This window comes from Rhizobium sp. NLR10b, from assembly GCF_019685435.1.
Lineage (GTDB): Bacteria > Pseudomonadota > Alphaproteobacteria > Rhizobiales > Rhizobiaceae > Rhizobium.
Genome location: NZ_JABDWV010000009.1, coordinates 1 through 23,915, shown reverse-complemented (window position 1 = coordinate 23,915; position 23,915 = coordinate 1). Strand labels below are relative to the sequence as shown.

Annotated in this window: 19 protein-coding genes and 2 pseudogenes; 8 read left to right on the top strand and 13 right to left on the bottom strand. The window is 61.1% G+C overall.

The features are described 5' to 3' along the window. Positions 1 to 4: 4 nt before the first annotated feature. The 3 genes and pseudogenes from HJB91_RS31265 to HJB91_RS30780 form a co-directional block, all read right to left on the bottom strand. A pseudogene (locus HJB91_RS31265) lies at positions 5 to 259 on the bottom strand (tetratricopeptide repeat protein); the annotation flags it as partial. 64 nt (positions 260 to 323) lie between these two features. Continuing rightward, positions 324 to 1,256: an L-lactate dehydrogenase gene (locus HJB91_RS16095; RefSeq protein ID WP_221122593.1), complete on the bottom strand. Its 933-nt coding sequence runs from the start codon at positions 1,254 to 1,256 to the stop codon at positions 324 to 326. 94 nt (positions 1,257 to 1,350) lie between these two features. After that, a pseudogene (locus tag HJB91_RS30780) lies at positions 1,351 to 1,547 on the bottom strand (hypothetical protein); the annotation flags it as partial. Positions 1,548 to 2,113: 566 nt separating this feature from the next. On the opposite strand from HJB91_RS30780, the gene HJB91_RS16090 reads away from it, so the two are divergent. Further along, a complete protein-coding gene (locus HJB91_RS16090; protein ID WP_221155379.1) occupies positions 2,114 to 3,820 on the top strand; it encodes an adenylate/guanylate cyclase domain-containing protein in 1,707 nt (568 codons plus the stop codon). 186 nt (positions 3,821 to 4,006) lie between these two features. Next, positions 4,007 to 4,588, top strand: a complete 582-nt coding sequence (locus HJB91_RS16085) for a dihydrofolate reductase family protein (protein ID WP_210628804.1) — start codon at positions 4,007 to 4,009, stop codon at positions 4,586 to 4,588. 206 nt (positions 4,589 to 4,794) lie between these two features. Here HJB91_RS16085 and HJB91_RS16080 read toward each other — a convergent pair whose 3' ends face one another. The 5 genes from HJB91_RS16080 to HJB91_RS16060 form a co-directional block, all read right to left on the bottom strand. Beyond that, entirely contained in the window at positions 4,795 to 6,021 is a 1,227-nt protein-coding gene (locus tag HJB91_RS16080; RefSeq protein ID WP_210628805.1) for an HlyD family secretion protein, read from the bottom strand. Between the two features lie 2 nt (positions 6,022 to 6,023). Then, positions 6,024 to 6,506, bottom strand: coding sequence for a hypothetical protein (locus HJB91_RS16075; RefSeq protein WP_221122591.1), 483 nt, complete (start codon positions 6,504 to 6,506; stop codon positions 6,024 to 6,026). Between the two features lie 60 nt (positions 6,507 to 6,566). Beyond that, positions 6,567 to 8,720, bottom strand: coding sequence for a mechanosensitive ion channel family protein (locus tag HJB91_RS16070; RefSeq protein ID WP_221122590.1), 2,154 nt, complete (start codon positions 8,718 to 8,720; stop codon positions 6,567 to 6,569). 37 nt (positions 8,721 to 8,757) lie between these two features. Next, positions 8,758 to 9,969 carry an alpha/beta hydrolase gene (locus tag HJB91_RS16065; protein ID WP_221155564.1) on the bottom strand — a complete coding sequence of 404 codons (1,212 nt, stop codon included), beginning with the start codon at positions 9,967 to 9,969 and terminating at the stop codon, positions 8,758 to 8,760. A gap of 244 nt (positions 9,970 to 10,213) precedes the next feature. Beyond that, positions 10,214 to 12,013, bottom strand: a complete 1,800-nt coding sequence (locus HJB91_RS16060; protein WP_221122589.1) for a hypothetical protein — start codon at positions 12,011 to 12,013, stop codon at positions 10,214 to 10,216. A 260-nt stretch (positions 12,014 to 12,273) separates the two neighbouring features. Here HJB91_RS16060 and HJB91_RS16055 point away from each other — a divergent pair, with 260 nt between their 5' ends. Further along, entirely contained in the window at positions 12,274 to 12,741 is a 468-nt protein-coding gene (locus tag HJB91_RS16055) for a hypothetical protein (RefSeq protein WP_210628809.1), read from the top strand. Between the two features lie 35 nt (positions 12,742 to 12,776). After that, positions 12,777 to 13,265, top strand: a complete 489-nt coding sequence (locus tag HJB91_RS16050) for a CYTH domain-containing protein (protein ID WP_221122588.1) — start codon at positions 12,777 to 12,779, stop codon at positions 13,263 to 13,265. A gap of 4 nt (positions 13,266 to 13,269) precedes the next feature. Here HJB91_RS16050 and HJB91_RS16045 read toward each other — a convergent pair whose 3' ends face one another. From HJB91_RS16045 to HJB91_RS16035, 3 genes are read right to left on the bottom strand one after another with little or no spacing between them, the layout of a single operon-like run. Continuing rightward, positions 13,270 to 14,208: a DUF2950 family protein gene (locus HJB91_RS16045; RefSeq protein ID WP_210628811.1), complete on the bottom strand. Its 939-nt coding sequence runs from the start codon at positions 14,206 to 14,208 to the stop codon at positions 13,270 to 13,272. 29 nt (positions 14,209 to 14,237) lie between these two features. Beyond that, complete coding sequence (locus HJB91_RS16040) at positions 14,238 to 15,656, bottom strand: DUF3300 domain-containing protein (protein ID WP_210628812.1); 1,419 nt, start codon at positions 15,654 to 15,656, stop codon at positions 14,238 to 14,240. 39 nt (positions 15,657 to 15,695) lie between these two features. Continuing rightward, positions 15,696 to 16,010 carry a hypothetical protein gene (locus HJB91_RS16035; protein ID WP_210628813.1) on the bottom strand — a complete coding sequence of 105 codons (315 nt, stop codon included), beginning with the start codon at positions 16,008 to 16,010 and terminating at the stop codon, positions 15,696 to 15,698. Between the two features lie 557 nt (positions 16,011 to 16,567). On the opposite strand from HJB91_RS16035, the gene HJB91_RS16030 reads away from it, so the two are divergent. Genes HJB91_RS16030 through HJB91_RS16020 form a run of 3 tightly spaced genes read left to right on the top strand, consistent with a single transcriptional unit; the run spans position 16,568 to position 20,319 of the window. Further along, positions 16,568 to 18,268 carry a SulP family inorganic anion transporter gene (locus tag HJB91_RS16030; protein WP_221124261.1) on the top strand — a complete coding sequence of 567 codons (1,701 nt, stop codon included), beginning with the start codon at positions 16,568 to 16,570 and terminating at the stop codon, positions 18,266 to 18,268. Between the two features lie 21 nt (positions 18,269 to 18,289). Further along, the gene (ppk2, locus tag HJB91_RS16025) at positions 18,290 to 19,132 is read left to right on the top strand and encodes a polyphosphate kinase 2 (RefSeq protein ID WP_210628816.1); all 843 of its coding nucleotides are present in this window, start codon (positions 18,290 to 18,292) and stop codon (positions 19,130 to 19,132) included. A gap of 38 nt (positions 19,133 to 19,170) precedes the next feature. Further along, positions 19,171 to 20,319 carry an AI-2E family transporter gene (locus HJB91_RS16020; RefSeq protein WP_210628817.1) on the top strand — a complete coding sequence of 383 codons (1,149 nt, stop codon included), beginning with the start codon at positions 19,171 to 19,173 and terminating at the stop codon, positions 20,317 to 20,319. 12 nt (positions 20,320 to 20,331) lie between these two features. Here the strand turns inward: HJB91_RS16020 and HJB91_RS16015 are convergent, their stop codons facing one another. Next, the gene (locus HJB91_RS16015; RefSeq protein ID WP_210628818.1) at positions 20,332 to 20,568 is read right to left on the bottom strand and encodes a hypothetical protein; all 237 of its coding nucleotides are present in this window, start codon (positions 20,566 to 20,568) and stop codon (positions 20,332 to 20,334) included. A 280-nt stretch (positions 20,569 to 20,848) separates the two neighbouring features. On the opposite strand from HJB91_RS16015, the gene HJB91_RS16010 reads away from it, so the two are divergent. After that, entirely contained in the window at positions 20,849 to 22,624 is a 1,776-nt protein-coding gene (locus tag HJB91_RS16010; protein ID WP_221122586.1) for a hypothetical protein, read from the top strand. A gap of 5 nt (positions 22,625 to 22,629) precedes the next feature. On the opposite strand, the gene HJB91_RS16005 is transcribed toward HJB91_RS16010, so the two are convergent. Beyond that, positions 22,630 to 23,586, bottom strand: coding sequence for a hypothetical protein (locus tag HJB91_RS16005; protein ID WP_221146771.1), 957 nt, complete (start codon positions 23,584 to 23,586; stop codon positions 22,630 to 22,632). Positions 23,587 to 23,915 lie beyond the last annotated feature (329 nt).

Sequence of the window (23,915 nt, the reverse complement as noted above, 5' to 3'; positions counted from 1 at the left end):
CCAGTCAGCCTTCGGGCAAGCCAGCGTCACGCAGACCCGATAAGATCCGCGCCATAAAAGCAGAGGGCCACCATGTATCCCTGACTTTGGCAAGCGTAAGGTCGGGATGGCTCTCTCGCAGTCGAAGGCAGGCACGTCGTGCCTCATCCAATCTGCCGGCGTGCACATAGGCGCTGACGAGCCACCGCAGAGCCCAACTCGCGTCAGGCTGCTGGCTAAGGCCTCTTTGGATCCAGGTAATCGCATCGTCGTATCGCCCGTCGACGAAATGGGCGGCGCCGACGCCGACGTCCGCCCACGCACGCGCTCAGCATGGGTTCGAATCAGAGCGTCACCGCCTCGAACAGGCCTCTAAGTTTAGAAGCGCTTCGTTGAAGCGCAGCGCGCTCATGTGTGTCAAGGTCAGGAAGCAATTCAGTGGAAATGCCTTCGCGGCCCACAACGCGGGGAACCGATAAAGCTACATCGCGCACACCTTCGATCAGCGCGGTGACGCTCGAGACTGAAAGCACCGCCTGTTCATCCTGCCTTACCGCGCCGACGATCCGGGCAAGACCTGCTCCAATCCCGTAGTAGGTAGAGCCTTTGCCCTTGATGATGGTATAGGCGGCGTTGCGAGTCTTGCTGTCGATATCTGTCCGGACAGCTTCGGTAATGGGAGCGCCAATCTGTGCACCGAAGAGAGCAATCGGAACTGTACCTGCCCTGGCGCCGGACCACGCCAAGACTTGGCTGTCGCCGTGTTCGCCCAGCACATAGGCATGAATGGATCGCGGCGACACACGAAGGTGAGCCCCCAGCAGGCTACGAAACCGCGCGGTATCGAGAATTGTCCCCGATCCGATCACGCGATGGTTTGGCAGTCCGGAGTACGCTTCGGCGATCTGTGTCATGATGTCGACCGGGTTGGATGCAACCAGCAAAATCGCGTCGGGACAGACACGCATGATCTCGCCTACAACTGTTCGGAAGACCGCGGCGTTGCGGCTCAGCAGATCGGTTCGCGTCTCCCCGGATCGTTGCGCGACCCCTGCGGCTATTACGACAACACCAGCATTCCGAAGATGATCGTAGTCTCCATGAGAAATCGAGGTTCCTGAGGCAAACGGCATCGCATGTGCGATATCAAGGGCTTGTGCTTCGGCCAGAGCTGGATCGAGATCGACCAGCACAACCTCGCTCGCGACACCGCGTAAGCCAAGGGCGTACGCAGTCGCGCTGCCAACCATGCCGGCTCCAACAATGCCGACCTTCATCCCGTTTGCCTCCCTGTCGGAGTTAAGTAAGACTTAGCGCGGAAGCTCGCCATTAACAGGCCGTCAGCGGAGTTCCCGCAATTCACCGCGTGACGACGCCCTCCTTGGTCATGGGAGTCGTCTTGCCCACTATTCCGCCAGGATCAAGGATGGACGAAGCATTTCTTTCTTCCCACGCCGACCACTCTTTTATACCGACGGCGTCGACTGCATCCTGCTCGGCTTTGGACAGGTTTCGAAAGGACGCCAAGTCCTCGGGCTTCTGGTGTAAACGGCAAGAAAGCGGAGCATCGGTACATCCTCCATTCATCTTGAAGGTTGCCAATTTATGCGCCTCGCTTCGGAAATCACCTGCCGACAAATAGCGCGGGACGTGGAACGGCGGCTTTGGGGCGCAAAGCTGCCATAACTGTCACAGCGCTATTATTCGAAACGGCAACACGCGCTTAGTCAAGGTGCGAAGCAAACAGCGCTAGCGATGATTGCGCCAAAGCCGATCATTGTGGCGATTTGCGAGACGCCGCGCCGCTGGCGAGTTGGATGGAAGCGCACCTCCGGCCTCCGTCATTCCGGGCCTTGAGCCTGGATATCCGAGTATGCGCGCTGAAGAAGCGCGCACTTTTCACTCCCATCTCAGCGGAAACCGCCGCTCGCCACCAGCCGCCTGGGCGCCCATCACCGGACGTTCAAGAACCGTCCGCTTTCCGTGGATACTCATTACTTCGACGTCCTCGGTCACAAAGAGGGATGACGGCCTGATGGAGGTGGAGGTCGCCCGGGCATTACCTCTTACCATTTGTTGACTCACCCGCGCTTGAACAATACGTTAAGAACCCGGTCGTTGGGCTTGTCCTCAAATGACGAACCATTCTCTTCAGCGTCGCCTTGCCGCCATCGTCGTTGCCGATGTGGTGGGATATTCACGCCTGATGGAGGCTGATGAAGCCGCAACGCTTGAGAACCTCAGGGAACTCCGTTCCGGCGTTATCGAGCCGGCTGTGATGCGTCACAACGGTCGCATCTTCAAGGTCGCGGGCGACGGCTTCCTGATCGAATTCGGCAGCGCGGTGGACGCGGTCGCAGCAGCCTTGGAAATGCAGCGGGCCGCCACTGCTGTTGAGGCTTCCGAAGACCGGCGCCTGCTTTTGCGCGTGGGCGTCAATCTGGGAGATGTCATTGACGACGGTTCGGACGTCCTCGGCGACGGCGTCAATGTCGCGGCGCGCCTCCAGACGCTGGCCGCGCCGGGAGGCATCTGCATTTCAGCCAGCGTTCACGGCGAGATCGTCGGCAAGATCGGCGACCGGTTCTTCGATGCAGGCGAACGCTACCTGAAGAACCTCACTCGCCCGGTCCACCTGTGGCATTGGCCGGATGCGCTGCAGAGCGTTTTGCCGCTGCCCGAATGTCCCTCGATCGCTGTATTGCCGTTCACGAACATGAGTGGGGATGAAGCGGACGCGCCTTTCGTCGACGGCTTGACCGAAGACCTGATCACCGACCTTTCCCGCACGGCTGGCCTGTTCGTCATCGCGCGCAATTCCGTGTGGGGCTACAAGGGCAAGCCGGTCGACGTAAAGCTGGTCGCCCAGGAACTCGGCGTCCGCTACGTCCTAGAGGGGAGCGCCAGACGCGCAATGGGCCGTGTCCGCATCAATGCCCAATTGATCGACGCGCTTGGCGGCCAGCACTTGTGGGCGGAACGGTTCGACAGGACGGTGGAAGATGTTTTCGAATTACAGGATGAGGTCAACGCCAAGATTGTTGAAGCCCTCGTCGGCCGGCTGACCATCCCGACGCCGCGCAATCGGCCGAAGAACTTCGAGGCCTACGATCTGTGTGTGCGCGCCCGTCTCCTGACGGAGGAGTCGCCGCAAACCGAGCGTGAGGCCTATATGCTGCTCCAACGCGCGGTCAAGCTCGAGCCATCCTATGCCGAGGCGCTCGGTCTGCTCGCCTATAACCGTTGGCTTGCCTGGACGCATTTCGGCGAGCCCGAAGATCCTAACCGCCGGATGGCGGTGACATCAGCGCAGAAGGCGGTCGACCTGGATCCCAACGATGCCGGCTGCCGCTACGTTCTGGGGACCATTTTGGCTTATGAGCGGCGATGGGAGGAATCGGATGCCGCTTTCGCCATGGCCCTGAAACTCGACCCCAATCACGCCGACACCTGGGCCGCCATGTCTGATATGTCCGTGCTGGACGGCAGGATTGCCGACGGACTGGCGCAGATCGAAAAAGCTCTGCGGCTCAATCCCTATCCGGCCTGCTGGTATCTTTGTCATCTTGGGCAGGCGCAATACGCCGCAGGTGACTACGAGGCGGCAACCGCTACACTCCGCAGGAAAGAAACCTATCGCACCAACTCACGCAAATTCCTGGCTGCTGCGCTTGCGCAGTTGGGCCACCGCGAGGAGGCGCGGCGAGAAGCAGAATTGTTCCTGATCGCCCACCCTCATTTCACGATCGCTCATTGGCTCAGTTCCCAGCCGCTGCGCGATGCATCTGTACGAGACCACTTTGTCGACGGCTTCCGAAAGGCTGGCCTGCCGGAGACGTGACAGCGGGCGGGGACAATCCCGACGGGTTGGTGACAATCGGTTCTTTCGACAGTCCAATTGCCGTGCAACATTGATCGTCGTGAATACGTCTAACGCGCCGAACGATCGAACCCCGGCACGGCGCCCACAGCACCTGCCGACAGCACCCTTCGCACACTTGACCTTAAGTCGTCACAGGAGAACGAAATGTCCAAATCCATCCTCGACATGTCGATGTCCCTCGATGGGTATATCGCCGACGATAACGATTATCTTGGAGGCGAGGATGGAGAGCGGCTGCACCACTGGGCGGACGCCGACGGGGGATCCGCTCAGGCCGGGCCCGTGCGTGAATTTGAAGCCGAATGGAAGGCGGCCGGTTCAGTCCTTGCCGGCCGGCGGACCGCCGAGCTCATGGATCACTGGGGAGGCAGTCATGGCGGCGCCCCGATCTTCGTGCCCAGTCACCGGCCTCCGCCGCCCGCCGCCCGTTGGGGTTATCCGTTGGTGACCTACGTGAATGACGGAATCGAGAGCGCGATGGCGCTGGCGAAGGCTGCGGCCGGCGATCGGGACGTACAACTGCGGGGTGGTTATACGGCGCAAGAAGCACTCCGGGCCGGGGTGCTGGACGAGATCCAGATCCATCTAATCCCGGTGCTGCTCGGTCGCGGCCGCCGGCTGTTCGATGTTTTGCCGTCAGAGATCGAACTGGAGCTTGTCAGGGTAATCGACACGCCGGCGGCGACACACATCCGCTATCGTGTCCGTCGCCAATCCAGTTCCTAGCGTCTGACGAGACCGCGGCGGCCTACTATTGCCTGAAGCTGGGCAGCCACGAACATCTGCTCGATGCAAAGGCGCATTTTCAGCTGGTCCGCCGACGGCCATTCGATCGGCTGCTCACGCCGGTCAGCCTCTGGCCATACATGGCCGTAAAAGGCCAGCACCATCGAAATGGGCCGTGGCGTCCTGGCGGACAATGCGCATCGAGCTCAATGCCCGGCGAAAACCAGGGTCTGAACCGGCAGGAACATCGCCTGTATACGCAGGATCATGGCATGCACGAGACCGACCGTGTCGACCACATGCAGGAATAACCAGCGCGGGGTGCTGATGTTGGGATCAGCGAGCGCATCGTGATTGTTGGTATAGGCATTGGCGATGCAACTGCTGCCTGGCGGCACATCATCCAGGCCGCCGTCGAACAGCGGCTGCAGGAACACCGTCAGCGTGCCGGGTTTTGCCAGCTGCTGTACGTCGAGCAGCTGGTCGGTGGGGCGCAGCTGGCCGGCCGCGATCACGTCCTGCACCTCGGTCACCACGAGCGGGATGATGGTGAACGGCTTGCCGACGCAGACGGCCTCCGCGACCATTCCGGGTTTCATCACCTGCGCCTCGATCTGCCCAAAACCGGCGATCAGCGTTCCGCGGCCCGCTTCGCTCGGCACCAGGATGCCGGCAGGACGCAGCATGGTGTTCAGCACATCGCCGGGGCGCAATGTGAATTGCTGGACTGTGCCCGCTACCCCCGCCTTGACGACGGTCTTGTCGAGTTCCACCTGCGCCTCCGCCCGGGCGGCCTCGGCGCTCGCCTTCTGCGCCGGCAGGAGAACGCTGAGTTTGGTTTCCAGCGTCTGTTTCTTGGCAAGCGCAGCGCTGAGGGAGCCTTTGCGGCCTTCGACCGTATTGGTGAGGCGGACCACCTCCCGGCGGGCGACGGCATCGTTTTTCAGGAGCTGGGTCTTCATCTCCAACTCGTCCTCAGCCACTTTCAGGGCGCCGTCGGCCTCCTGAATCTGGCCGTCCATGCTTGCAAGCTCGGTCTGCGCGACCTTCGCTTCGGCTTCGACTTCGGCGATTTGCCGGCTGGCGGTTTCGAATGCCGCCTTCTGCTGTGAATCGTCGAGGCGGAAGAGCGGCGCGCCGGCGGCGACCTTTTCGTTGACGCCGACAAAGACCTCATCCACCCGGCCGGAGGCCTCCGGCAGGATCGTGACCGTGCGGAATATGGCCGTGACCGTTTTTGTCGAGGGATGGAAATAGAAGATCATGGTGATCAGCGAAACGGTCAGGATCAGGCAGGCGGAAATGCCCCAGCGCAGTTCGTACCACATGCTGTAAAGGGTGATCTCCTGGCCGATGCGCTTGCCCTGGACATAGCGTCGATAGAGATAGTCCGGGAAGATGGTCAGCATTGAGCAGAGCATTAATTCGAACATGATCAGATCCCCTCTTCGTGCAGTGTCTTGGCGGGCGTCCGGGCGGGTGGTGCCTCTGCCACTGATTCTGGCGCTGGCGTCGGCGCGCGGACCGGTTCCGGGTGATCGGCTGCGACCGGCGCCTCATCCTCGAGCTCGTCCGGGTCGCGTCCGGCGAGCCTGGCGAGCGAGCGGGCGATCGAATAGAGCGGGGTCGTAAAATCGGGAAACCGAACGAAGGCCAGGAGCAGACCAAGGATCCAGTAAAGGTGATTGTGGGTGAAGAGCGAGATCAGCGCCAGAACCGCGACAATCTCCATCTGCACCTTGTTGGTGCGGTGGGCGATGCGTTCGGGGATGGCGTGAAGCTGGAAGTAGAGGTTGCCGACCACCAGAATCATCACGATCAGAAAGACGATGACGCCGACAAACAAATAGTCGGTCTGGCCCGGCTCGGTGATGAAGCCGGGCACGTGATCGGTGAGAGCGGAGTGATAGTCTTCCATCGAAATCTCCTTTCCTGAACGCGATAGTCGCCTGCCAGCCGGCAGGCCGCATGGATCATGTCAGCCGGCGCCTGCCACCAGGGCCTGTTTGTGCGCCGTCAGAGCCTGCTGAGCAGCTGCGGCCGTATCGGCAACCTTGTCGCCGGCGACCTGGACGGTCGGCACGGCAAGGCGGATGCCGTTTTCATGGAAGGCCTCATAGATCATCCGCAGCGCCCGGCGCTTCAGCGTGAACTGCTCTCCGGGAAGCGTCATGAACTTCATGCGTAGCAGCAACCCGGAGTCGCCCAGGCTGTCGATGCCCTGCATTTTCAGCGGCTCGATCGTGATGGGTTTGAACTCGGGGTCGGCGAACAGTTCCTGGCCGATCTTCTTGATGATCTTGCGGGCCTTCTCGACGTCGGAATCATAGGCCACGCTGACCGTCATCTTCTCGATCACCCAGTCGCGGCTCATGTTCTGGATCGCGCCCAATTCGCTGAAGGGCACGATGTAGACGGCGCCGCGGTGATGCCTGAGCTTCACCGATCGAAGGCTGAAGGATTCGACGCTTCCCTTGTAATTGCCGCTCTGGATGTATTCGCCGACGCGGAAAGCGTCGTCGAGCAGGTAGAATACGCCGCTGATGATGTCCTTGACGACGGTCTGGGCGCCGAAGCCGATCGCAACGCCGACGACGCCGGCGCCGGCGATCAGCGGCCCGATCTCGACGCCGAGCGAAGACAGCGCCATCATCACTGCAATTGCGGCAAAGAGGATCATCAGAACGTTGCGCAGGATCGGCAGCAGCGTGCGGATCCGCGCCCGGCGGCGGGCCGTGTCGCTGCCGGCCTCTTGGGGCGTATCGGTCTCGCCAAGCTTGCGGTCGATGACGACGCGCACCAGGCTCCAGGCGAGATCGATGACGAGAAGGATGATGCCGGCGCTGAGCATGCCCCTGACGATGCGCAGCATCGGGGTGTCCTGCATCGTCATGCGGGTCAACTCGACATCGAGGGCACGGGCGAGCAGGAGGATGGCCCCGACGATGACCACTGCACGCACACCGCGCTCCACCAGCACGGAGGCGATGCTTGCCCGCTCGGCCTTTTCCGCGCCGGCGGGAGAGGACAGAATATTGGCGATGGAGACGCGGGTGAGCGCAAGGATGGCCGGCAATGCGGCGCACACCGCGACGATCCAGAAGAGCTTCATCGCGCCGACGACCCAGAGAGCCCAGAGACCGATGAAATAGGCGGTCCATAGCCAATTGCGGATCGTCCGGCCGATGCGGGGCATCCGGCTCTCGACCGGCGCGTCCACCGGCCGGCGCCACAGGCTTTCGATCGCGATCGCCAACAGCACGACACCCAGCGTATAGGCGACGAGCAGCCGCGAGGCGGGGGGAAGGCCGAGCGTTGCAAGCAGCCGCACCGTCACCCAGCCGAAGGCGAACCAGCCGCAGAGATAGGCGAGGCGGCGCGCCCAATGGGCCGCGGCCGGATCGCTGACGGGGACCACGCGAAATCCTGGCTGCGCCGCGGCGGCGGGGGGCGCGAGCCAAATGCGCAGGAGCGCGGCGGCTAGGCGGAAGGCGACGAAGGCGAAGAGGTAGCCGACGACGATTTCGCGCACGAGCGGCGGCCAGTCGAAGATGAGGAAGAAGCCGATGCTGCCGAGCGCGAAAGCGAACACGTGGCATGCTTCCCAGAGAAGTTTGGCGCCGAGAAGGACAAGCCGCTCCCGGACGGTCGAAAAGGACGCCTGCTCCATCCAGGCGCGCCAGCCGCCGCTGATCCGCCGGAAAAACCACTGGGCGGCAAAACCTGCCGCCATGAAGGCGATCAAGAGCACCACCGGCCGGGTGCCGCCGTTCGCCTGGATATCACGCTCGAGCACCGCCGCGGCCGCCATCATCTGCGATGGAAACGAGGTCGCAGCATTCATCAGATCGGAGGAATGCCGGCGGAAGCGTGTGGCGAATTCGGAAAAAGAGGGATCGGTTGGCTTCGCCTCGCCTGGTTCGGCAGCGGCTTTTGCCGCTGCCTGCTGCTTCAGCCAGTCCTGCACCGCCGGATCGGTGGACAAGGCTATGAACTGCTCGATCCGTTCGGCCGGCAGTGCGGCCGGCGGTGTCTGCGACATCGCGGGCATGGCCGTCAGTGCGGCGGCGAGGGATGCGATCACCGCCAGGAGCAGCGTCCGAAGAACGTTCCTTGATGAAACTATCGACATGATCACTCCCAATCCCGCGTATCGCGCACTGCGCGCCCTATGGCCGGCATTCCGTCCTGAAAGCATTGCCACAGGCCGGCTTCGACTTGCCGCCGGGCCCGGCAACCGCGCTGACCTCGGCGGCATAGGCGTCGCGTGTGTCCCGATCGACGACGGCGGCAGGCGCCGCCAACACCAGACCCGCAGCATTGCCCGCGGCGGCCGCCGTTTCCGTCGTCGCCGCAAGAATTCTCTCCCCGAGACCGACTCGGCTGTCAGTCAGCGTCTGTCCTTCCGAGATACGGGCGCCGATCAGCTGGACGATCGCGGGCGAAGCCGCGAACTTGGCGTGGTTGAGAGGGTCGCTGGTCTTCACCTTCGTCAAGTCGATGACATTGATGTCGTATTCCTCGAGTTCCTGCTTGTAAGGCGCCTGCTCCGGATCGATCGAGCCGAGACGGGCGACATCGCCCCAGACCCTTCGGGAGACGGCGAGCGCCTTATCGTCACGGGATACGAAGAGGGTGAATTGGGGGTGCTGCTTTCCCATGTCGGCGATCTGCTGGCGGAACACGTCGACATCGACGTCGGGAGCCGCGAGCATGACGTTCTTGAATTTCGCCGGCAGGCGGCCATTGCGGATCGCCATCTGCCGCAGGCCCTCCATAGCAAGCCAATTGCCCATCGAATGGGCGAGGATCGAGACTTCCTTGATCTCCGGATCATGGTAGAGATATTGAAAGAGCTTCTCCAGCGCGTTGCGGGTGTAATTGGTGCTCTCCCGATCATAGCCGTAGGCCAGCAGCCGTCCGCGCGAGGGCCACGTCACCAGCACCGGCGCGCTATGAACGCCGGAATCATGAACGATCTGGGCAAAACGGTAGACGGAGTCCTCGAAGCGGGTGTTGTAGCCGTGGATGAAGACGAAAACGCTCTTGTCGGGGCTCTTGCGCACGCTGGCGCTGAGCCAGGCCTTTGCGGCATCGACATCCAACTCGGTTGTCTTGAGCGTCGCAAAATCGGTCTTGGGATTGGACGGCAACTTCTTCGGCCAGGCGACTTCACCTTCCTTGCGCCCAGGCGGGATCGAGACGGTGATATCGGCGAAGGTGGGCTGGCGGGCGCGCTCGCCGCTGAACATCTCTCCGGGAACAGGCGAGCGGCTGCGCGTCGTGGCGACCAGCATGTCGACGCGATCGGCGCGGGGGGAGGTTTCGGCGACCGGGGTTAGCACGCCTTTCGGATGCCCGCCGCAGCCTGACAGGCACATCACCGTAACGCAGACCAGAAGCCGTCGAAGCGTCTGCCGAAAAGCGGCCTGAGTGCCGCGCATGTTGCTTATGTTCACACTGCTCCCCACCCTGACGCGTGCTGCCGGGGTCGACCCGGTCCTGCATGGAAGAGATTGGGCCAAAGACGCATCCGCAGGCATGTATGATCCTGTATGTTACAGGTAACAGCACCCTGCGCGTCGTTCGGCCGATGGCGAGGACAGCCGGTCGGACACACCGCCGTCAATTCGCCGGCTGGCCGTTTTGAACTGGCAGGCCGGCAGCCTCCAGCCCGGAGAAGAATCGTTCTTGGTCCTCGATTCTTGCCAGCCGCCGGACGACCTCCCGCCGGACATTCGGGATCAAGGCGGGCGATCGGGCCTCGATCCAGTCGATTTGCTCCTTTGCCTCCGCCGATTTTCCGAGGGTGCCGAGAATCGAAAGCAGGACGAGGCGATGCATCGGATTGTAGTTGAGGTCCGACATGCGCGACCATAATTCGGCAGCCTGGATATCGCCCCGCATGAAGGCGCAGAGCGCCATTCCTACCTCATAGTATCCCTGTGGTCCGGCATTCTTGCCGACCGCCTCCGAAATCAGCTCGCAGCCCCTGTCCCATTTTCCCGACATCGCCAGGCGCAGGCCGTATTCGCCCGCCACTTCGGTGTCGTTTGGATTGCTGGCATACGCAGCTTCGCCGGCCCGCAAGGCCTCGGTTGGGTCATTGCCGAAAAAGTTGGCAAGCATCAACGCCTGCAGAGCTCGGGCATTCTTCGGATCGAGACGCACGGCGCGTTCGGCAAGCTCCTTGGCAATCGCCAGCGTGGCGGCGGTTGGTTTCGTGTTCAGCTGATATGGAAAGCGGAATTCGTCGAGATAGGTGAGCGAAAGAAAGGCAGTGACATTGGAATCATCGGGCATCTTTTCCACAGCATGCTGCAGGCAGGATTTTGCCGCTTCCTGCGCCTGCGGGGTCATTTCGCTCCGATAGCTGTAGTAGGACAGAATGCAGGAAAACGCGTCCGCGTTTCCGGCGATGCTGGCGGTGTCCGCCTCGAATATAACGCCGAATGGGCGCGCGACCGCCGTCGCAATGTCCTCGGCAAGACCTGCCTGCGCCTGCAAGACGCCCTGGACCTTCATGTCCGCATCGTAATTGTTTGCCCAGATGACGGTGCCATCGGCTCGCCGCACAAGTCTGGCCGTCGAGCGCAGCGTTTCGCCTTCCAGCCTGATACTCCCCTGCAAGGCATAGATCGGTTGCGACGACCACTGGCCCTCCCGATTGCGCGGCAAAGCGGCGGCGACGACGATGTCATTGAAGGGAACGAGCTTTTCGATGATGTCATCGGTGATGCCGCGGGAAATGTCGGATGCAACCCCGCTGCCGGAGGCGCTTTCGAAACGTTCGACGACAATGATGGGGTGGCCGACGGCTCCAGACGGCATGTCGTTTTCGGTTTTGAACGTCCCCCCGTGCTGAAGCATCGCGGCGGCGGCGGCGAACACGACCGCCGCGCCTCCTGCGGAAAGCCAATATCGGGACCATGCCACACGCCGGTTCGCCTTGTCTCGGCCGTCCGTATCCGCTGCCCGGGCGCCTTGCTGCCCCTCATCTGCCGGAGGTGTCAGCGGAGCGGCCTGTCCGGTTTGCGGCATATCTGCAGGCTGGGCTCCTTGCCTCACCTCGAAGACAGGCGCATAGCCGCCTCTGGGAATTGTAATGACGACCCGGTCCGCGGCGCCGGCGGTCAGGTAATAATGTTCCAGTTCCCTGCGCAGTCGTCCTGCTTCGATACGGACACAGGGATCCTGCTGAGCATCGAAATTTGCATCTCGGCCGAAAACCGCCTGCGCGATGGTAAATGCCTTCAGGTAGTCGCGACGGCCGGCAAGCGTCTCGGTCACCACGAATTCGAGGAACCTCCCCGCTCGCTCCGGAAGACGAAACTCGGGACTGGACAGAATACGCTCAAGTTGCCGCTGCACCTCTTCGGGTGAAGAAATGTCGCTGCTCGCCCTGTCAACGTCTGCATTTGGCATCGGCTCCCCCAGACTCCGATTGCGAACAACCTGCAGCATGCAGTCATCGACGATAGACCTGCGTCGACACAACGGCAATGCTCTTCAGAAGAATAAGCTAATTAAGGATCGCTTTATTCAACGGTCGCCAGGGGCCAATACAGGCCTGTATAGCTCGTACCGGCGTAGGATACCGTATCCTACCGGGGCGGACATGTATTTTACTGCCTTCGTCTCTCCGTGCACTCTATCATCACCTGAACATTCCGGAGGAGGCGGCGATGACATCACCTGAAACGTCCACATCCCATGCTATGACGAGCGCCGAGGAGCTGCGCAAGCGCGCTTTGGAACTCCAGCTCGTGGAAATGGAGCGCAGCGACAAGATCAAGGCGCGTGAAGCGAAGAAACATGCTGATTTTGTCGAGGATTTCTTCCGCAAGCAGATTGGAGAAGCGGAACGCGCCGTCATCAAACGCCTGGTGATGAAAGCGGCCGCGGATGGCAAATACGAGGCGCTGATCTACAGCTTTCCATCGACCTTCTGCACGGACAGCGGCCGCGCGATCAACAATAACCTTGCCGGATGGCAGAAGACGCTGCAGGGGAAGGCGAAGGAGCTGTATGGACTGTTCGAGGAGGTCGCCAAGCCGCAAGGCTACGGTCTGAAGGCGATGATCATCAATTTCCCCGACGGGATGCCTGGAGACGTCGGCTTCTTCCTCACTTGGGAACCCCCTGTCGACTGACGCCAAAGAGCAGGCACGAGCGAGGGAATATCCTGTTGAAAGCGATAGAGATCGAGCGAAAGTTCCTGGTCCGGGACGACAGTTGGCGCGTTTACGCCGACGCGCCGCGCGTCCTGCAACAGGCCTATCTTGGCGTCGATCAGAACTGCGTGCGCGTCCGCCTGATCGACGGGCGTTCCGCGCGCCTGACAATCAAATTCCGCTCGCCAGGCCTAGCCCGCGAGGAATTTGAGTATGACATTCCGGTCGAGGAGGCACGCGATCTCCTTCTCCACGCAGGTCATGTCCTTGAAAAGACCCGATACCGCGTCCTGCATGACGGCCAAAGCTGGGAGGTGGACGTGTTCGCCGGCGCTTACCAGGGATTAATACTCGCCGAAATCGAAATGGCGAGTGAGGATGACCGGTTCAACCTGCCGCAATGGCTGGGGCGCGAGGTCACGGGCGAGCGGCGATACTCCAACCGCGCCATGGCAGCTGCCCCGCCCCCACAACAGCCGGTGGCGCAGGGCGGCGCCGGCTGAAACCTTAATCCTTTACGACGGTCCAATTTGCGTCCGGATTGAAATCCTTGATCGCCGCAGCCTGCTCTTCCGTCGTCGGGCCGAGATCACGCTGGTAGATGACGCTCATTCCGTTGACCATGAACGTCTGCACGCCGGTCACCCTATATTTGACCGGCCAGGCAATCAGCGCAAAACCGCCGGTCATATAGCCGTTGATGACATAACTTTGCTTGCCGCCAAGGACATTGTCTCCCTGGGATGTCAGGATACGGTAGCGATAGCCGTAGTAACCCTCGCCGCGTTTGGCGGCTCCGAACGCGGCCGTTTCGACCAGCGCGCTTGCCGGGCTTTCCTCGGGGTAGACGCTCGGATCCCAGTAAAGGCCATCGAGCTTGCCAGGGCTGCTGATCAATTTCTTCGCGAACTCATAGATGCCGTCGCCGTCACGATCCTCGGATGCGTACCAGTATTGGGCCGCCACATATTCGTGCATGGTATCGATGGTGGCGAGCTCGTTCTCGCCGACGCGGCGATTGATGATTTCTTCAAGGCCACGCTGCGTGTCGAAGAACCATTTGCCGTCCTTGTCTTCGGCCAGCGGAAACGGCAGCGGCCAAAGCCGATCGCCGATCGCGGCGACCTTCAGATTGCCGAGATCCTTCAGAACCACCTGGCGCTCTGCGCCCTCCCGGATCAATCCGTAGGCGATCATCGCCTCGTTGCTGGAACGGAGCTTGTCGGCGTTGAGGCCGAGCAAGGCGGCAAGATCGTCGATATTGTTGGAAGCCAGCACCGACTTCAGTTTGTCGATCGCAAGCTGCGCGCTGTCGAACTTCGGCGAAGACGTCGCCGCCTTGTACGCGGAGAGATCCGTCTGCGCCAGTAGGAGCGTCGGCGTTGCCGAAAACGTGCACAGCGCTGCTGCGAACATGAGCGAAATTACGGTCGATTGGCGTCTCATGATGTCACTCCCTGAGCTGGAAACAGGTCTTACCGCCGTCCACCGCCGCCACGGCCACCGCCGCCACGACCACCGCCACCGCGGCCACCGCCGCCGCCTGAAGGGCGGCTATACTGAGGTGGACGGGCCGAAGGACGCTGGCCCATGCTCTGCGCCCCCCGGTGCGAGGAGACGGCCTCCCGGCGACCGGATTGCGGGTTGCCGAGAGCGCTTGGCTGGCGTCCGCGATTATCAGGTCTCGAAGCCATTTGCGGCTTGTTGGCCTTCTTGACGGATTTCTGGGCAGGCTTGGCGGGGCGATTGGCGGCCTTCTGAGGACGCGCCTCAGGCCTCGACGCTCCCTGCCGATCGCTTGCTGCCGGTCTATTGGCGGCGGGCTTAGCCTTCAGACCTTGCGCCGTGTTCTTGCGGATATCTTCAGCGCGTGCGGCGTTACCGCGATTCCCAGGCCTCTGACTTGCCTGGATATCATTGGCTCTGTTGCGCAGCTGGTTGCGATTGTCGCTCTGGAGACTGGATTTGATCGACGACCGGTCCAGCTTCGCAAACTGGTCCTTGCCTATACTCAGTTTGCTGCGGTCGACATTGCTCCAGTCGACGTCGTTAAACTTAAGCTTCCCATTGAAATTGCGGTCGTTCAGGCAATTGTTGCAGTCGATATCAATATCGCCGTCCCAGCGGCCGCCCCAGACGCCCCAGTCGTCCCAGTTGACGATGGCTGCCCAGGTCAGACCCGTGACCGCAGCAGCAAAGAACCCCGCCCCTGGGTAATAATAGCTGTCGTAATAATCCGGATAGTAAGAGATGGGCTCCGAGGCATAACCCGGTTCATAAAGCATTTCCGGCGGGTATTGCGGGATGTAGATCTTCTCGGGATCGGTCGGTCGGATGATGATATTTTCGTTTTCGGTAACGACGGTCACCTTGTCATCCGTCTTGATGATGTTCTTTTCCACCGCTTCGTCGCGAAGCTGCTGAATGGCAATCAGAACATCCTTTTGCTGATTGGTGAGCGCATCCGCCAGCGATTGCGTCCAGTCGAGGTCTTCGCTCATCATCTTGACGACGTCGGGATAGTTGAGCAGCGAAATGACGCTCCCGTCCCAATCGCTCTTCGGCTTGAGATCGGAATTCTTCTTTTTTGCCTCGAGGAACCGCTGTGCCTCGACGATCTGCAGCGGGAAGAGCGAGGCAGCCGAAATCGCTGCAACCAATTCGTCCGGATAAAGGGCAATGCGCGCCACGAGCACTTCCAGCTCATCGTCTGACAGAAGCGCCGCAGCAGGCTGTTCGGCAGCCGTCTGGGTCGGCGCGGCCGCTGGTGCAGGCGCCTGGGCGCGCGCGGGCAAGGCCAGCTGCAATGTGATGATCGCAACCACCGACAATCCAGCAATGAGTTGGCCGGCGAAAAATTGAGCCCCAGACACTTTGTGGGGAATTGCTTTCATCGCACCGACCTCCCTTGGATCAAACTTTGACGGACGCCTTCATGAAGACTTCGGACCGATGAGAGGCGGTCGCCCCAGAACGACTACTTTCGATTGGGCGATTGCCTCTCCCATCTCCTGCAGCAGCGCCTCGACCAGACCCGCATATTCCAGCCGCCGCGCCTCTCGAACCGCTTCCGGCAGAGCCTCGACATGCGCCAGAGCCTGGGCGGCATCCGCGAGATCCTCGCACATGCTGTGAAAGGGCTCGTTTACGTAGAAAAGCCGCTGTACCAGCCGCGTCTGGTTGGGAAAATAAGTCTCGGCCGTCTCAAGGGCGGATAGATATGTCGAACTTTTATCTCCCGACGCCATCTCCGCCCCCGCCGCCGACTGCGCTCAGCAGATGTCGAAACTATACAACAGGCGCAGCGGCGGCTGACGTAAAATACGCGAACCTACGGTAGCCGGCCTTCCAAGCGCCGGACGAATTCGAAGCGTTGGCCGCAATGGCATGTATCAAGCCGGTCGCGTCCCTCCGCTCCTGAGCGCAGACGATCTCCTCGAGTATCTGGATGGCCGCGACCCGATAGAGATTACACGATGCTACGAGCCTCGACTCCGAAACGGGCCTAATATCGGCGTTTGATAGCGATCTAGCGGTAGTGCCAGACCGGCCGGAAGGGAGCGGCCGTGTTTCGATCAGCATCATGATCGCGATCGACGTTCCAGATCTGATCGCCAACGCACGAAACCACCCCATCAGCACGCCGCGCCCATCAGCACGCCGCTGAACACTGCCGAACGGGTGGTTGTTGCGATCCGGCCGTGCCAGTTGACGCCCAATCCCGACCGTGCGGCCAAGCAGCGTGATGACCTGGGAAGGACCAACGGTGAGAGCATAGGAGCCAGCGGTGATAGGTAGCATTCCAATGTTGCGGGGCCTGAGCGGTTTCAGCCGGGATTGGCTTCGCAGCGATATCCCCGCCGGGCTGTCGATCGCTGCCGTCGGCCTGCCGAGCGCCATCGCCTACCCGGCAATCGCCGGCCTGCCGCCGGAGACCGGCATCTATGCCAGCATCCTCGCGCCGATCGCCTACGCGATTTTCGGTCCCTCGCGGCTCTTGATCGTCGGGCCTGACGCGGCGACGATGACGGTGCTTGCCGCTGCCATGGGCGCCATCATCGCGGTCGCGCCGCCCGGAACCGCTGTCGACCGGGTGGCGATCGCTTCGGCGCTTGCGATCGGCGTCGGCGTCTTCTACATCGCCGCGAAACTATTGAGGCTCGGCGTTCTCGCGAGCTTCCTGTCCCGGCCGATTCTGGTCGGGTTTTTCGCCGGGGTGTCGCTTTCAATTCTCGTCGGACAGATCGGCCGCTTTACGAGAGTGAAGATCGAATCCGACGGGCTCATCGCTCCGCTCCTCGAAATGCTCGCCAAGAGCGGCCTCATCCATTGGCCTTCCCTGATCCTCGGCCTTGCCATGTTTGCGCTGCTTTGGGTCGTCCGGGCTCTGCAGTTGAAGGTTCCAGGCCCGGTGCTGGTAGTGGTGGTCTCGGTCGTCCTGTCAGCCATCTTCGATTTCCGCGGCCGCGGCATCGCCGTGATCGGCGACCTGCCGAGTGGTCTGCCGGCCCTCTCCCTGCCAGCATTTCATCAGATGCCTCTCGACAAGACCGTGCTCGGTTCAGCCGCGATTTTTCTCGTCAGCTTCGGCGCCGGAATAGTGACGGCGCGCAGCTTCGGGTCACGCACCGGCGAGGAAGTCGACGCGAACCAGGAGTTGATCGGACTTGGCGCCGCCAATATCGCACCTGGCCTTTTCGGCTCGTTTCCGATCAGCATGTCCGATTCCCGCACGGCCATAAACCTGTCGACGGGAGGCGTCTCTCAGCTTGCAGGGCTGGTTTCGGCCGCCACCTTGATCGCGGCCCTGGTGTTCCTGAATGATGCGCTGAGCATTCTCCCGATCCCGGCGCTGGCGGCGATCCTGGCAACGGCTGCCATCAGCCTCATCGATATCGATGAGCTCAGGAAGATCTGGCGCATCAGCCGTATCGAATTCATCTTTGCGCTGATCGCCATGTGGGGAGCGATCAGCTTCGGCGTCCTTAACGGCGTGATTGTCGCGATCGCGGCGACCTTCGCCTATCTGCTGCGTCAGACGATGTTTCCGCGCGATGGCCTTCTTGGCCGCATCGAGGGGCGGCACGGCTTCTTCGATCTGCAGCGCTTTCCGGAAGCCCGTCCGATCGAGGGGGCGGCCGTCTTCGCGGTCCAGGGCAGCATCCTGTTTTACAACGCCGATTACGTGCGTTTGCGGATGATTTCGGTGATCAAGGCGCTTCCCGCCGAAACCAAATACCTGGTGCTCGATGCAAGCGCCATTACCTATATCGACAGCACCGGCGCGACCGCGCTCGAGGCTGTCGCTGACATGCTTGCGAAGCGCAACATCACCTTCGCGATCGCCGATCTCAGCGAGGAAAGCCGCGCGATTCTTGATCGTGCCGGCGTGATCAACGCGATCGGCGCCGACAATCTTTTCAATGGCAGGGAAGAAGCCTTGCGGACGCTGATCGGCGACATCGACCAGCCCGACCGCACCGTCCCGGCCGCCAATGTACCCTAGTTGAGAGAAGGAGGGAGAGCCATGGACGAAAACTACGAGCCGAGAGAGGCAGAAGCAGAGGCAACCCGCAACGGCAAAGATAAAAAGAAGAAGAAATCCTGGGATTATGACAAGGAAATCGGCCGGCTGCAGGTGGAGCTGGCTTACCTTCAGGCCTGGGTGAAGAAGTCAGGCGCAAGGATCGTCATCATCTTCGAAGGGCGCGACGCCGCCGGCAAGGGCGGCATGATCAAGCGGATCATGGAACGGCTCAGCCCGCGTGTTTTCCGCGTTGTGGCTCTGCCGGCTCCCACCGACCGGGAAAAGTCGCAGATCTACATGCAGCGTTACATCGCCCACCTGCCGGCAGCCGGCGAAGTCGTGATATTCGACCGCAGCTGGTATAACCGTGCCGGCGTCGATCGTGTCATGGGCTTCTGCAGTGACAAGAAGGCGCAGCGCTTTCTCGAACTCGCGCCCCGCTTCGAAGCCGCCATCGTCGAAAGCGGCGTCATCCTTCTCAAATATTTCCTGACGGTCACCGAGGAGGAACAGGAGCGCCGCTTCAGGCGCCGGATCCATGATCCGGTGCGGCAATGGAAGCTCAGTCCCATGGATGTCGAATCCTACCAGCGCTGGTGGGATTATACGCGCGCCTATGACGAGATGCTGCGGATGACCGACTCCAACCATGCACCGTGGTGGATCGTGCCTTCCGACGACAAGAAACGGGCGCGGATCAACTGCATCTCGCACATCCTGCAGTCCATTCCGTATGAACGAGTGAAATTTGACGAGCCCGATCTGGGGAAACGGCAGAAACGACCGGCCGACTTCACTGAGGACCGCAGCATCCGCCATGTCGTGCCTGACACGACGTCATAGGCATGGTGGGTCCGGCCTGTAACCTCACGGATGTGACGATGGAGCAGACAGTTGATACGACAACGCCAGGGACCGGCGCGGGTCAGATTTCGATAGAGGCGAGAGTAAGCGATCTGGTCCGCTTGGGCATCATCGGATTGTTCGCTTACTGGACGATGACGCTGATTGCTCCTTTCGCGCTTATCCTCATCTGGGCCGCCATCCTTGCCGTTGCTCTCTACCCGATGTTTGCGACGCTCTCGCGGTTGATCGGAAACCGGCCGGTGATCGCTGCCATCGTTATAGTCGCCGGTTGCCTCGTGCTGATCATAGCACCGCTCGCCCTCGTCGCAGTCAATTTCGCCGACACCGTAGAGGCGTTGATCGGCAGGTTGCGGACCGGAGAATTTACCCTGCCGGCAGCGCCTGACGCCATCAGGAATTGGCCTGTCGTCGGCGAGCGGCTCCATGATATCTGGAATCGCGTCGCCAGCGATCTGGCTTCGACGATCATCAAGTTTCAGGCGCCGATTCGTGAGGTCATGGGCGCTGTTGTGGCAAAACTAGCCTCGATCGGCGGCGACGTGCTGAGTTTTGTCGTCTCCATCATGCTCTCCGGCCTGTTTCTCACCCAGTCAACGCGTTTGGCCGCGGCGATACAGGTTCTGGCAAGCCGGGTCGCCGGCGACAAGGGCGTCGGTTTCGCCCGGCTGTCGGGAAGCACGGTGCGGAATGTATCACGCGGTGTCATCGGCGTGGCTTTCCTGCAGACCCTGCTCTGCGGACTGTGCTTTGCCGTCTTCGACGTTCCAGCGCGTGGAGCGCTGACCTTCGTCGTCTTCTTACTGTGCGTCATGCAACTCGGGCCAGCGCTGGTCCTCCTGCCCCTCGTCATCTGGGCCTGGTTCTCCTGGCCGTTCGCCGGCGCCTTTGCCTTTACCTGCCTTGCGGTGCCGATCTCGATTGTCGACAACATCCTGAAGCCTATCCTGATGGCGAGAGGCCTCTCCACTCCCATGCCCGTCATCCTGATCGGCGTGATCGGCGGCACTCTGGCCCATGGGCTGCTGGGGCTTTTTCTGGGACCGGTCGTTCTCAGTGTCTTTTACGAGCTGCTGAGAGCCTGGGCCTGGCCTGCGGCAATGGCGGAAGGATCAGAACATGATGACGCACGGGCTCTCAGCGTGGAAACCGAGCGTGCCGGATAGGCCACGGCCGGTCTACCTGTTGGTACAGTAGACGACGACCTCCTGCTCTAGGTCGCGACAGAGCTCCTCATATTCCGCAACGAGCTTGTCTTCCCTCGGGTTCTGGGTCCGGAACCGAGCCAGCGCGTCGACTGCAAGATCGTAGGCCTCGAACAGTTCGCCGAGGGTCTCGTTGGTAACGTCCGCCAGCAGATGGCGGATATCTGGAAGCCGCAACATCAGTTTTCTGCGGCCGCGTTCTTGGCTCATGAACTAGCTCCGCATTGGTACCGCGTCTGCAATTGATAAGAAGACAGTAAGGTGCCGAATTGTTCCCGAGGTCACAATTACTGTATCAGACCGCAAGCCATTCTTGCCAACTTAGTTCGGTAGCGGACAATCGGTGTCGCTCATTCCCGTCAAGAACGGTCCGCGCCCAAATTTGTGGCCTTATGGGCGAACCCTAAAGCAAAGCTTGCAACCAGGGGCTCGCGCGCTATGATGTATTAGAAGTAGCTTAGATAATTGCGTGACTTATCGTGGGGCGATCATGAGGAACGCAAAGGTCAATGTTTTGGGCAGTCTTGAGCCGACGGTGGATGAAATCTGCCGTCAGGTCGAGCGAATTCTCGGAAGCGAGGAATTTCACGCGCCGAAGCGGGGGCGGGATTTCCTCGAGTTCGTCGTCAATGAGACGCTTGCCGGCCGCTCGGAGTTCCTGAAAGCCTTCACCATAGCGAATGTCGTTTTCGGCCGGGAAGCTTCATTTGACCCGCAGAATGACCCGGTCGTCCGGATCGAGGCCGGTCGGATCAGAAAGGCGCTCGAGCGCTATTATCTCGTCGCGGGGCGCACGGACGAGGTCATCATCACCGTGCCCAAAGGCGGATATGTACCGCATTTCGAATATGCTCAGGGATTGCCGCTTCCATCGGCGGGCGGCCTGGAGCAGGCCCAGGCCGCAGAGTTCAATGCGCAAGAAGGCTCTCCTCGGAAGATGCGTGCTCCGATGCTTTCGGCCGCTCACGGCTTCGGGATCGTCATAATCGTCGTGGTTGCTCTGTTTGCCTTAGCCCTTGCATATGCATTGTCTGTTCCGAATGGGCGACCGACTGCGTCAACGCCGCCGGCGACCGCTCATCCGAAGGTGATCGTCGAATTCTTTTCCGAAAGCGGTTCCACCGGCGCTGGTTCGGATATCGCTCGCGGCCTGAGGGACGACGTGATCGGCCAGCTTGCCCGCTTCGACGACATTGTCATTGTCGCCGATCCGCTGCGCGCCGGGCGTGCCGCCGGCGCCGACTATTCGCTCCAGAGCAATATCCAGCTCGACAAAAGCAGGTTGCGCGCCGCGGTCAGGCTGGTGCGTCAATCGGATGGCGCGGTCGTCTGGGCCAGGAACTTCGATGCCGATCTTCAAGCCGAGAGCAAGCTTGTCATCCAAGGCAACATCTCCCGGCAGATCTCCAGTGCGATCGCGCATCCTGATGGGGCGATCCTTCAAACCGGAACGAACCAGATCGTCGGACCGGCTCAAAATGGCGACCAGGATGCCTATGCCTGCACGCGCGCCTATTACAGCTACCGTCAGGCCATGACCGCGCAAAGCCACGGCTCGACGCTGGAATGCCTGCGGCAGGCGACGCAGCGCTTCCCCGATAACGCTGCGTCCTGGACATTGCTGTCCATAGTCTATCTTGACGAGCTGCGATATCGCTACCAGCTCGGCACTTCCTCTTCGGTTCAACCGCTCGAACTGGCAACCGCTGCGGTGGAGCGGGCGGCATCTCTCGCGCCCGGCGATCCCCGCGTGCTGCAGGCGCTGATGTTGGTGAGCTTCTTCCGCGGAGACATCGACAAGGCCCTGGAGGCTGGCATGGCGGCCTATGCCGCCGATCCCGGTGACGTCGAACTCGCCGGCGAATATGGTTATCGACTGGCGCTTTCCGGGAAATGGCAATCAGGCTGCGAACTGCTCTCGATCGCCGTCAACAGGGGCGTCGGTCCTAGTGGCTACTACGAAGCCGGCATGGCGCTGTGTGCATTCATGAAGGGCGATCTCGAACAGGCGGAGCGCTGGTCGCGAAAGTCCGATCTCGGCTCGAACCCCGTCCATCGTCTCGTGCTGCTATCCATTCTGGGGGCCGCCGGGAAGACCGAGGAGGCCAAAGCGGAAGAGCATTGGCTTCATAGCCATGCGCCGGCATTGATGGCTAACATCCGCGAGGAAATTTCGCTGCGCTTGCAACGGCTTGACGATCAGGAGCGCGTCCTGAATGGATTGCGTGCCTCGGGACTTGATATCGACGCCACCCCGGCAAGATAAGGCCGCTATCGATTGGTCGGTGCGGCGCTCTGCTTGCGGTTCGAAATCTCCAGAGCGATTTGCATGGCGATCTCGTCCTCGACATCGAGAAAGGTCCGGCCGCGCAGTTGGCGATCATATTGATTTGCCCATATCACCGTGCCGTCGGCGCCATTGATCATTCGGACATGCAGATGAAGGACGGCGCCCTCGATAACCACGCTTCCCTGCAGACTGAACAGCGGAACGATCGGTTGGGTGTCGGATCTGTCGGGCGCGAGCACGACAAGATTTTCCGCTTTCATCAGCTTCGTCAGCAGCTGGTCGGCCAGGCCTTTCGCAAAATTCACGCCTTCGGAGCTGCCGCCGAGGGCCGCGAAGGGCTCGACCACAATGCTGACCTTGCTCGCGACCGTCGACGCGGCGGGCGCCGGCGGCGCTCTCGGCCTTGAAAAATAGGCTTCCAACGGGCGGATGAGAGCCAAAACCGCGATCACGCCGAACAGCGCCGGTACGCCGATCGGCAGCAGAAGATCGCGATAGGCGACAGAGCGCTCCAGGCCGACCCTCTTGTTTCCGCGGTTTTGCAAATCCCTCCCTTCGCCTGGATTCGCGCTGCCATTGCTGCTCGAAAATTGCGGCGAATAGCCTCCCTTGGGGATGGTAATCCCGATCGGGTCGCTGCTTCCGCTGACGAGATAATATCGCTCAAGTGCGCGACGGATACGCCCCGCCTCGATGCGGACGACCGGATCATTCTGCGCATCGAAGGAGGCGCCCCGCGCGAAAACCGCCTGCGCAATCGTATAGGCCTTGAGTTGTTCGCTGCGTCCTTCCAGCGTCTCCTCAACGATATACCGCAGGAAACGCCGCCCACGCTCAGGAGCATGAAATTCGGGACTGGCGAGGATGCGCTCAAGCTGCGCGCGAACGGCTGCAGGGTCGTAGGGTTCGCGGCTGGTTTCCTCCTCATCCGATACCATCGAGCCCTCCCGCGACGCCACCTGTTGCCTTATACACCTGTCGATGGTTCAGGACTTCCGTAGCAATACGTAAATGAGAGCCTGGACCTGGCCGCCAGCGACATTGCCGGATCAGATGACGGTTCACAGCCGACTCGGACGCTTCACCGCCTAGAGTATCCGTTTTGATCAAGCGGCTTTTGGTGTCCATTTTTGGTTTTTCCGCAGGAGTGCGTTTGCCAGCAGGATGATCTTTCGCATGATGGCTGTGATGGCGACCTTCGGCGGCTTGCCGGCTTTGATGAGGAGGTCGTATTTGGCGCTGAGTTCCGGGTTGAAGCGGCATGCAA

What these genes read in the sequence shown, in the direction of transcription:
- HJB91_RS16095 (WP_221122593.1), bottom strand. Translation starts at nt 1,256, where the DNA reads ATGAAGGTCGGCATTGTTGGAGCCGGCATGGTTGGCAGCGCGACTGCG.
- HJB91_RS16090 (WP_221155379.1), top strand. Translation starts at nt 2,114, where the DNA reads ATGACGAACCATTCTCTTCAGCGTCGCCTTGCCGCCATCGTCGTTGCC.
- HJB91_RS16085 (WP_210628804.1), top strand. Translation starts at nt 4,007, where the DNA reads ATGTCCAAATCCATCCTCGACATGTCGATGTCCCTCGATGGGTATATC.
- HJB91_RS16080 (WP_210628805.1), bottom strand. Translation starts at nt 6,021, where the DNA reads ATGTTCGAATTAATGCTCTGCTCAATGCTGACCATCTTCCCGGACTAT.
- HJB91_RS16075 (WP_221122591.1), bottom strand. Translation starts at nt 6,506, where the DNA reads ATGGAAGACTATCACTCCGCTCTCACCGATCACGTGCCCGGCTTCATC.
- HJB91_RS16070 (WP_221122590.1), bottom strand. Translation starts at nt 8,720, where the DNA reads ATGTCGATAGTTTCATCAAGGAACGTTCTTCGGACGCTGCTCCTGGCG.
- HJB91_RS16065 (WP_221155564.1), bottom strand. Translation starts at nt 9,969, where the DNA reads ATGTGCCTGTCAGGCTGCGGCGGGCATCCGAAAGGCGTGCTAACCCCG.
- HJB91_RS16060 (WP_221122589.1), bottom strand. Translation starts at nt 12,013, where the DNA reads ATGCCAAATGCAGACGTTGACAGGGCGAGCAGCGACATTTCTTCACCC.
- HJB91_RS16055 (WP_210628809.1), top strand. Translation starts at nt 12,274, where the DNA reads ATGACATCACCTGAAACGTCCACATCCCATGCTATGACGAGCGCCGAG.
- HJB91_RS16045 (WP_210628811.1), bottom strand. Translation starts at nt 14,208, where the DNA reads ATGAGACGCCAATCGACCGTAATTTCGCTCATGTTCGCAGCAGCGCTG.
- HJB91_RS16040 (WP_210628812.1), bottom strand. Translation starts at nt 15,656, where the DNA reads ATGAAAGCAATTCCCCACAAAGTGTCTGGGGCTCAATTTTTCGCCGGC.
- HJB91_RS16035 (WP_210628813.1), bottom strand. Translation starts at nt 16,010, where the DNA reads ATGGCGTCGGGAGATAAAAGTTCGACATATCTATCCGCCCTTGAGACG.
- HJB91_RS16030 (WP_221124261.1), top strand. Translation starts at nt 16,568, where the DNA reads ATGTTGCGGGGCCTGAGCGGTTTCAGCCGGGATTGGCTTCGCAGCGAT.
- ppk2 (WP_210628816.1), top strand. Translation starts at nt 18,290, where the DNA reads ATGGACGAAAACTACGAGCCGAGAGAGGCAGAAGCAGAGGCAACCCGC.
- HJB91_RS16020 (WP_210628817.1), top strand. Translation starts at nt 19,171, where the DNA reads ATGGAGCAGACAGTTGATACGACAACGCCAGGGACCGGCGCGGGTCAG.
- HJB91_RS16015 (WP_210628818.1), bottom strand. Translation starts at nt 20,568, where the DNA reads ATGAGCCAAGAACGCGGCCGCAGAAAACTGATGTTGCGGCTTCCAGAT.
- HJB91_RS16010 (WP_221122586.1), top strand. Translation starts at nt 20,849, where the DNA reads ATGAGGAACGCAAAGGTCAATGTTTTGGGCAGTCTTGAGCCGACGGTG.
- HJB91_RS16005 (WP_221146771.1), bottom strand. Translation starts at nt 23,586, where the DNA reads ATGGTATCGGATGAGGAGGAAACCAGCCGCGAACCCTACGACCCTGCA.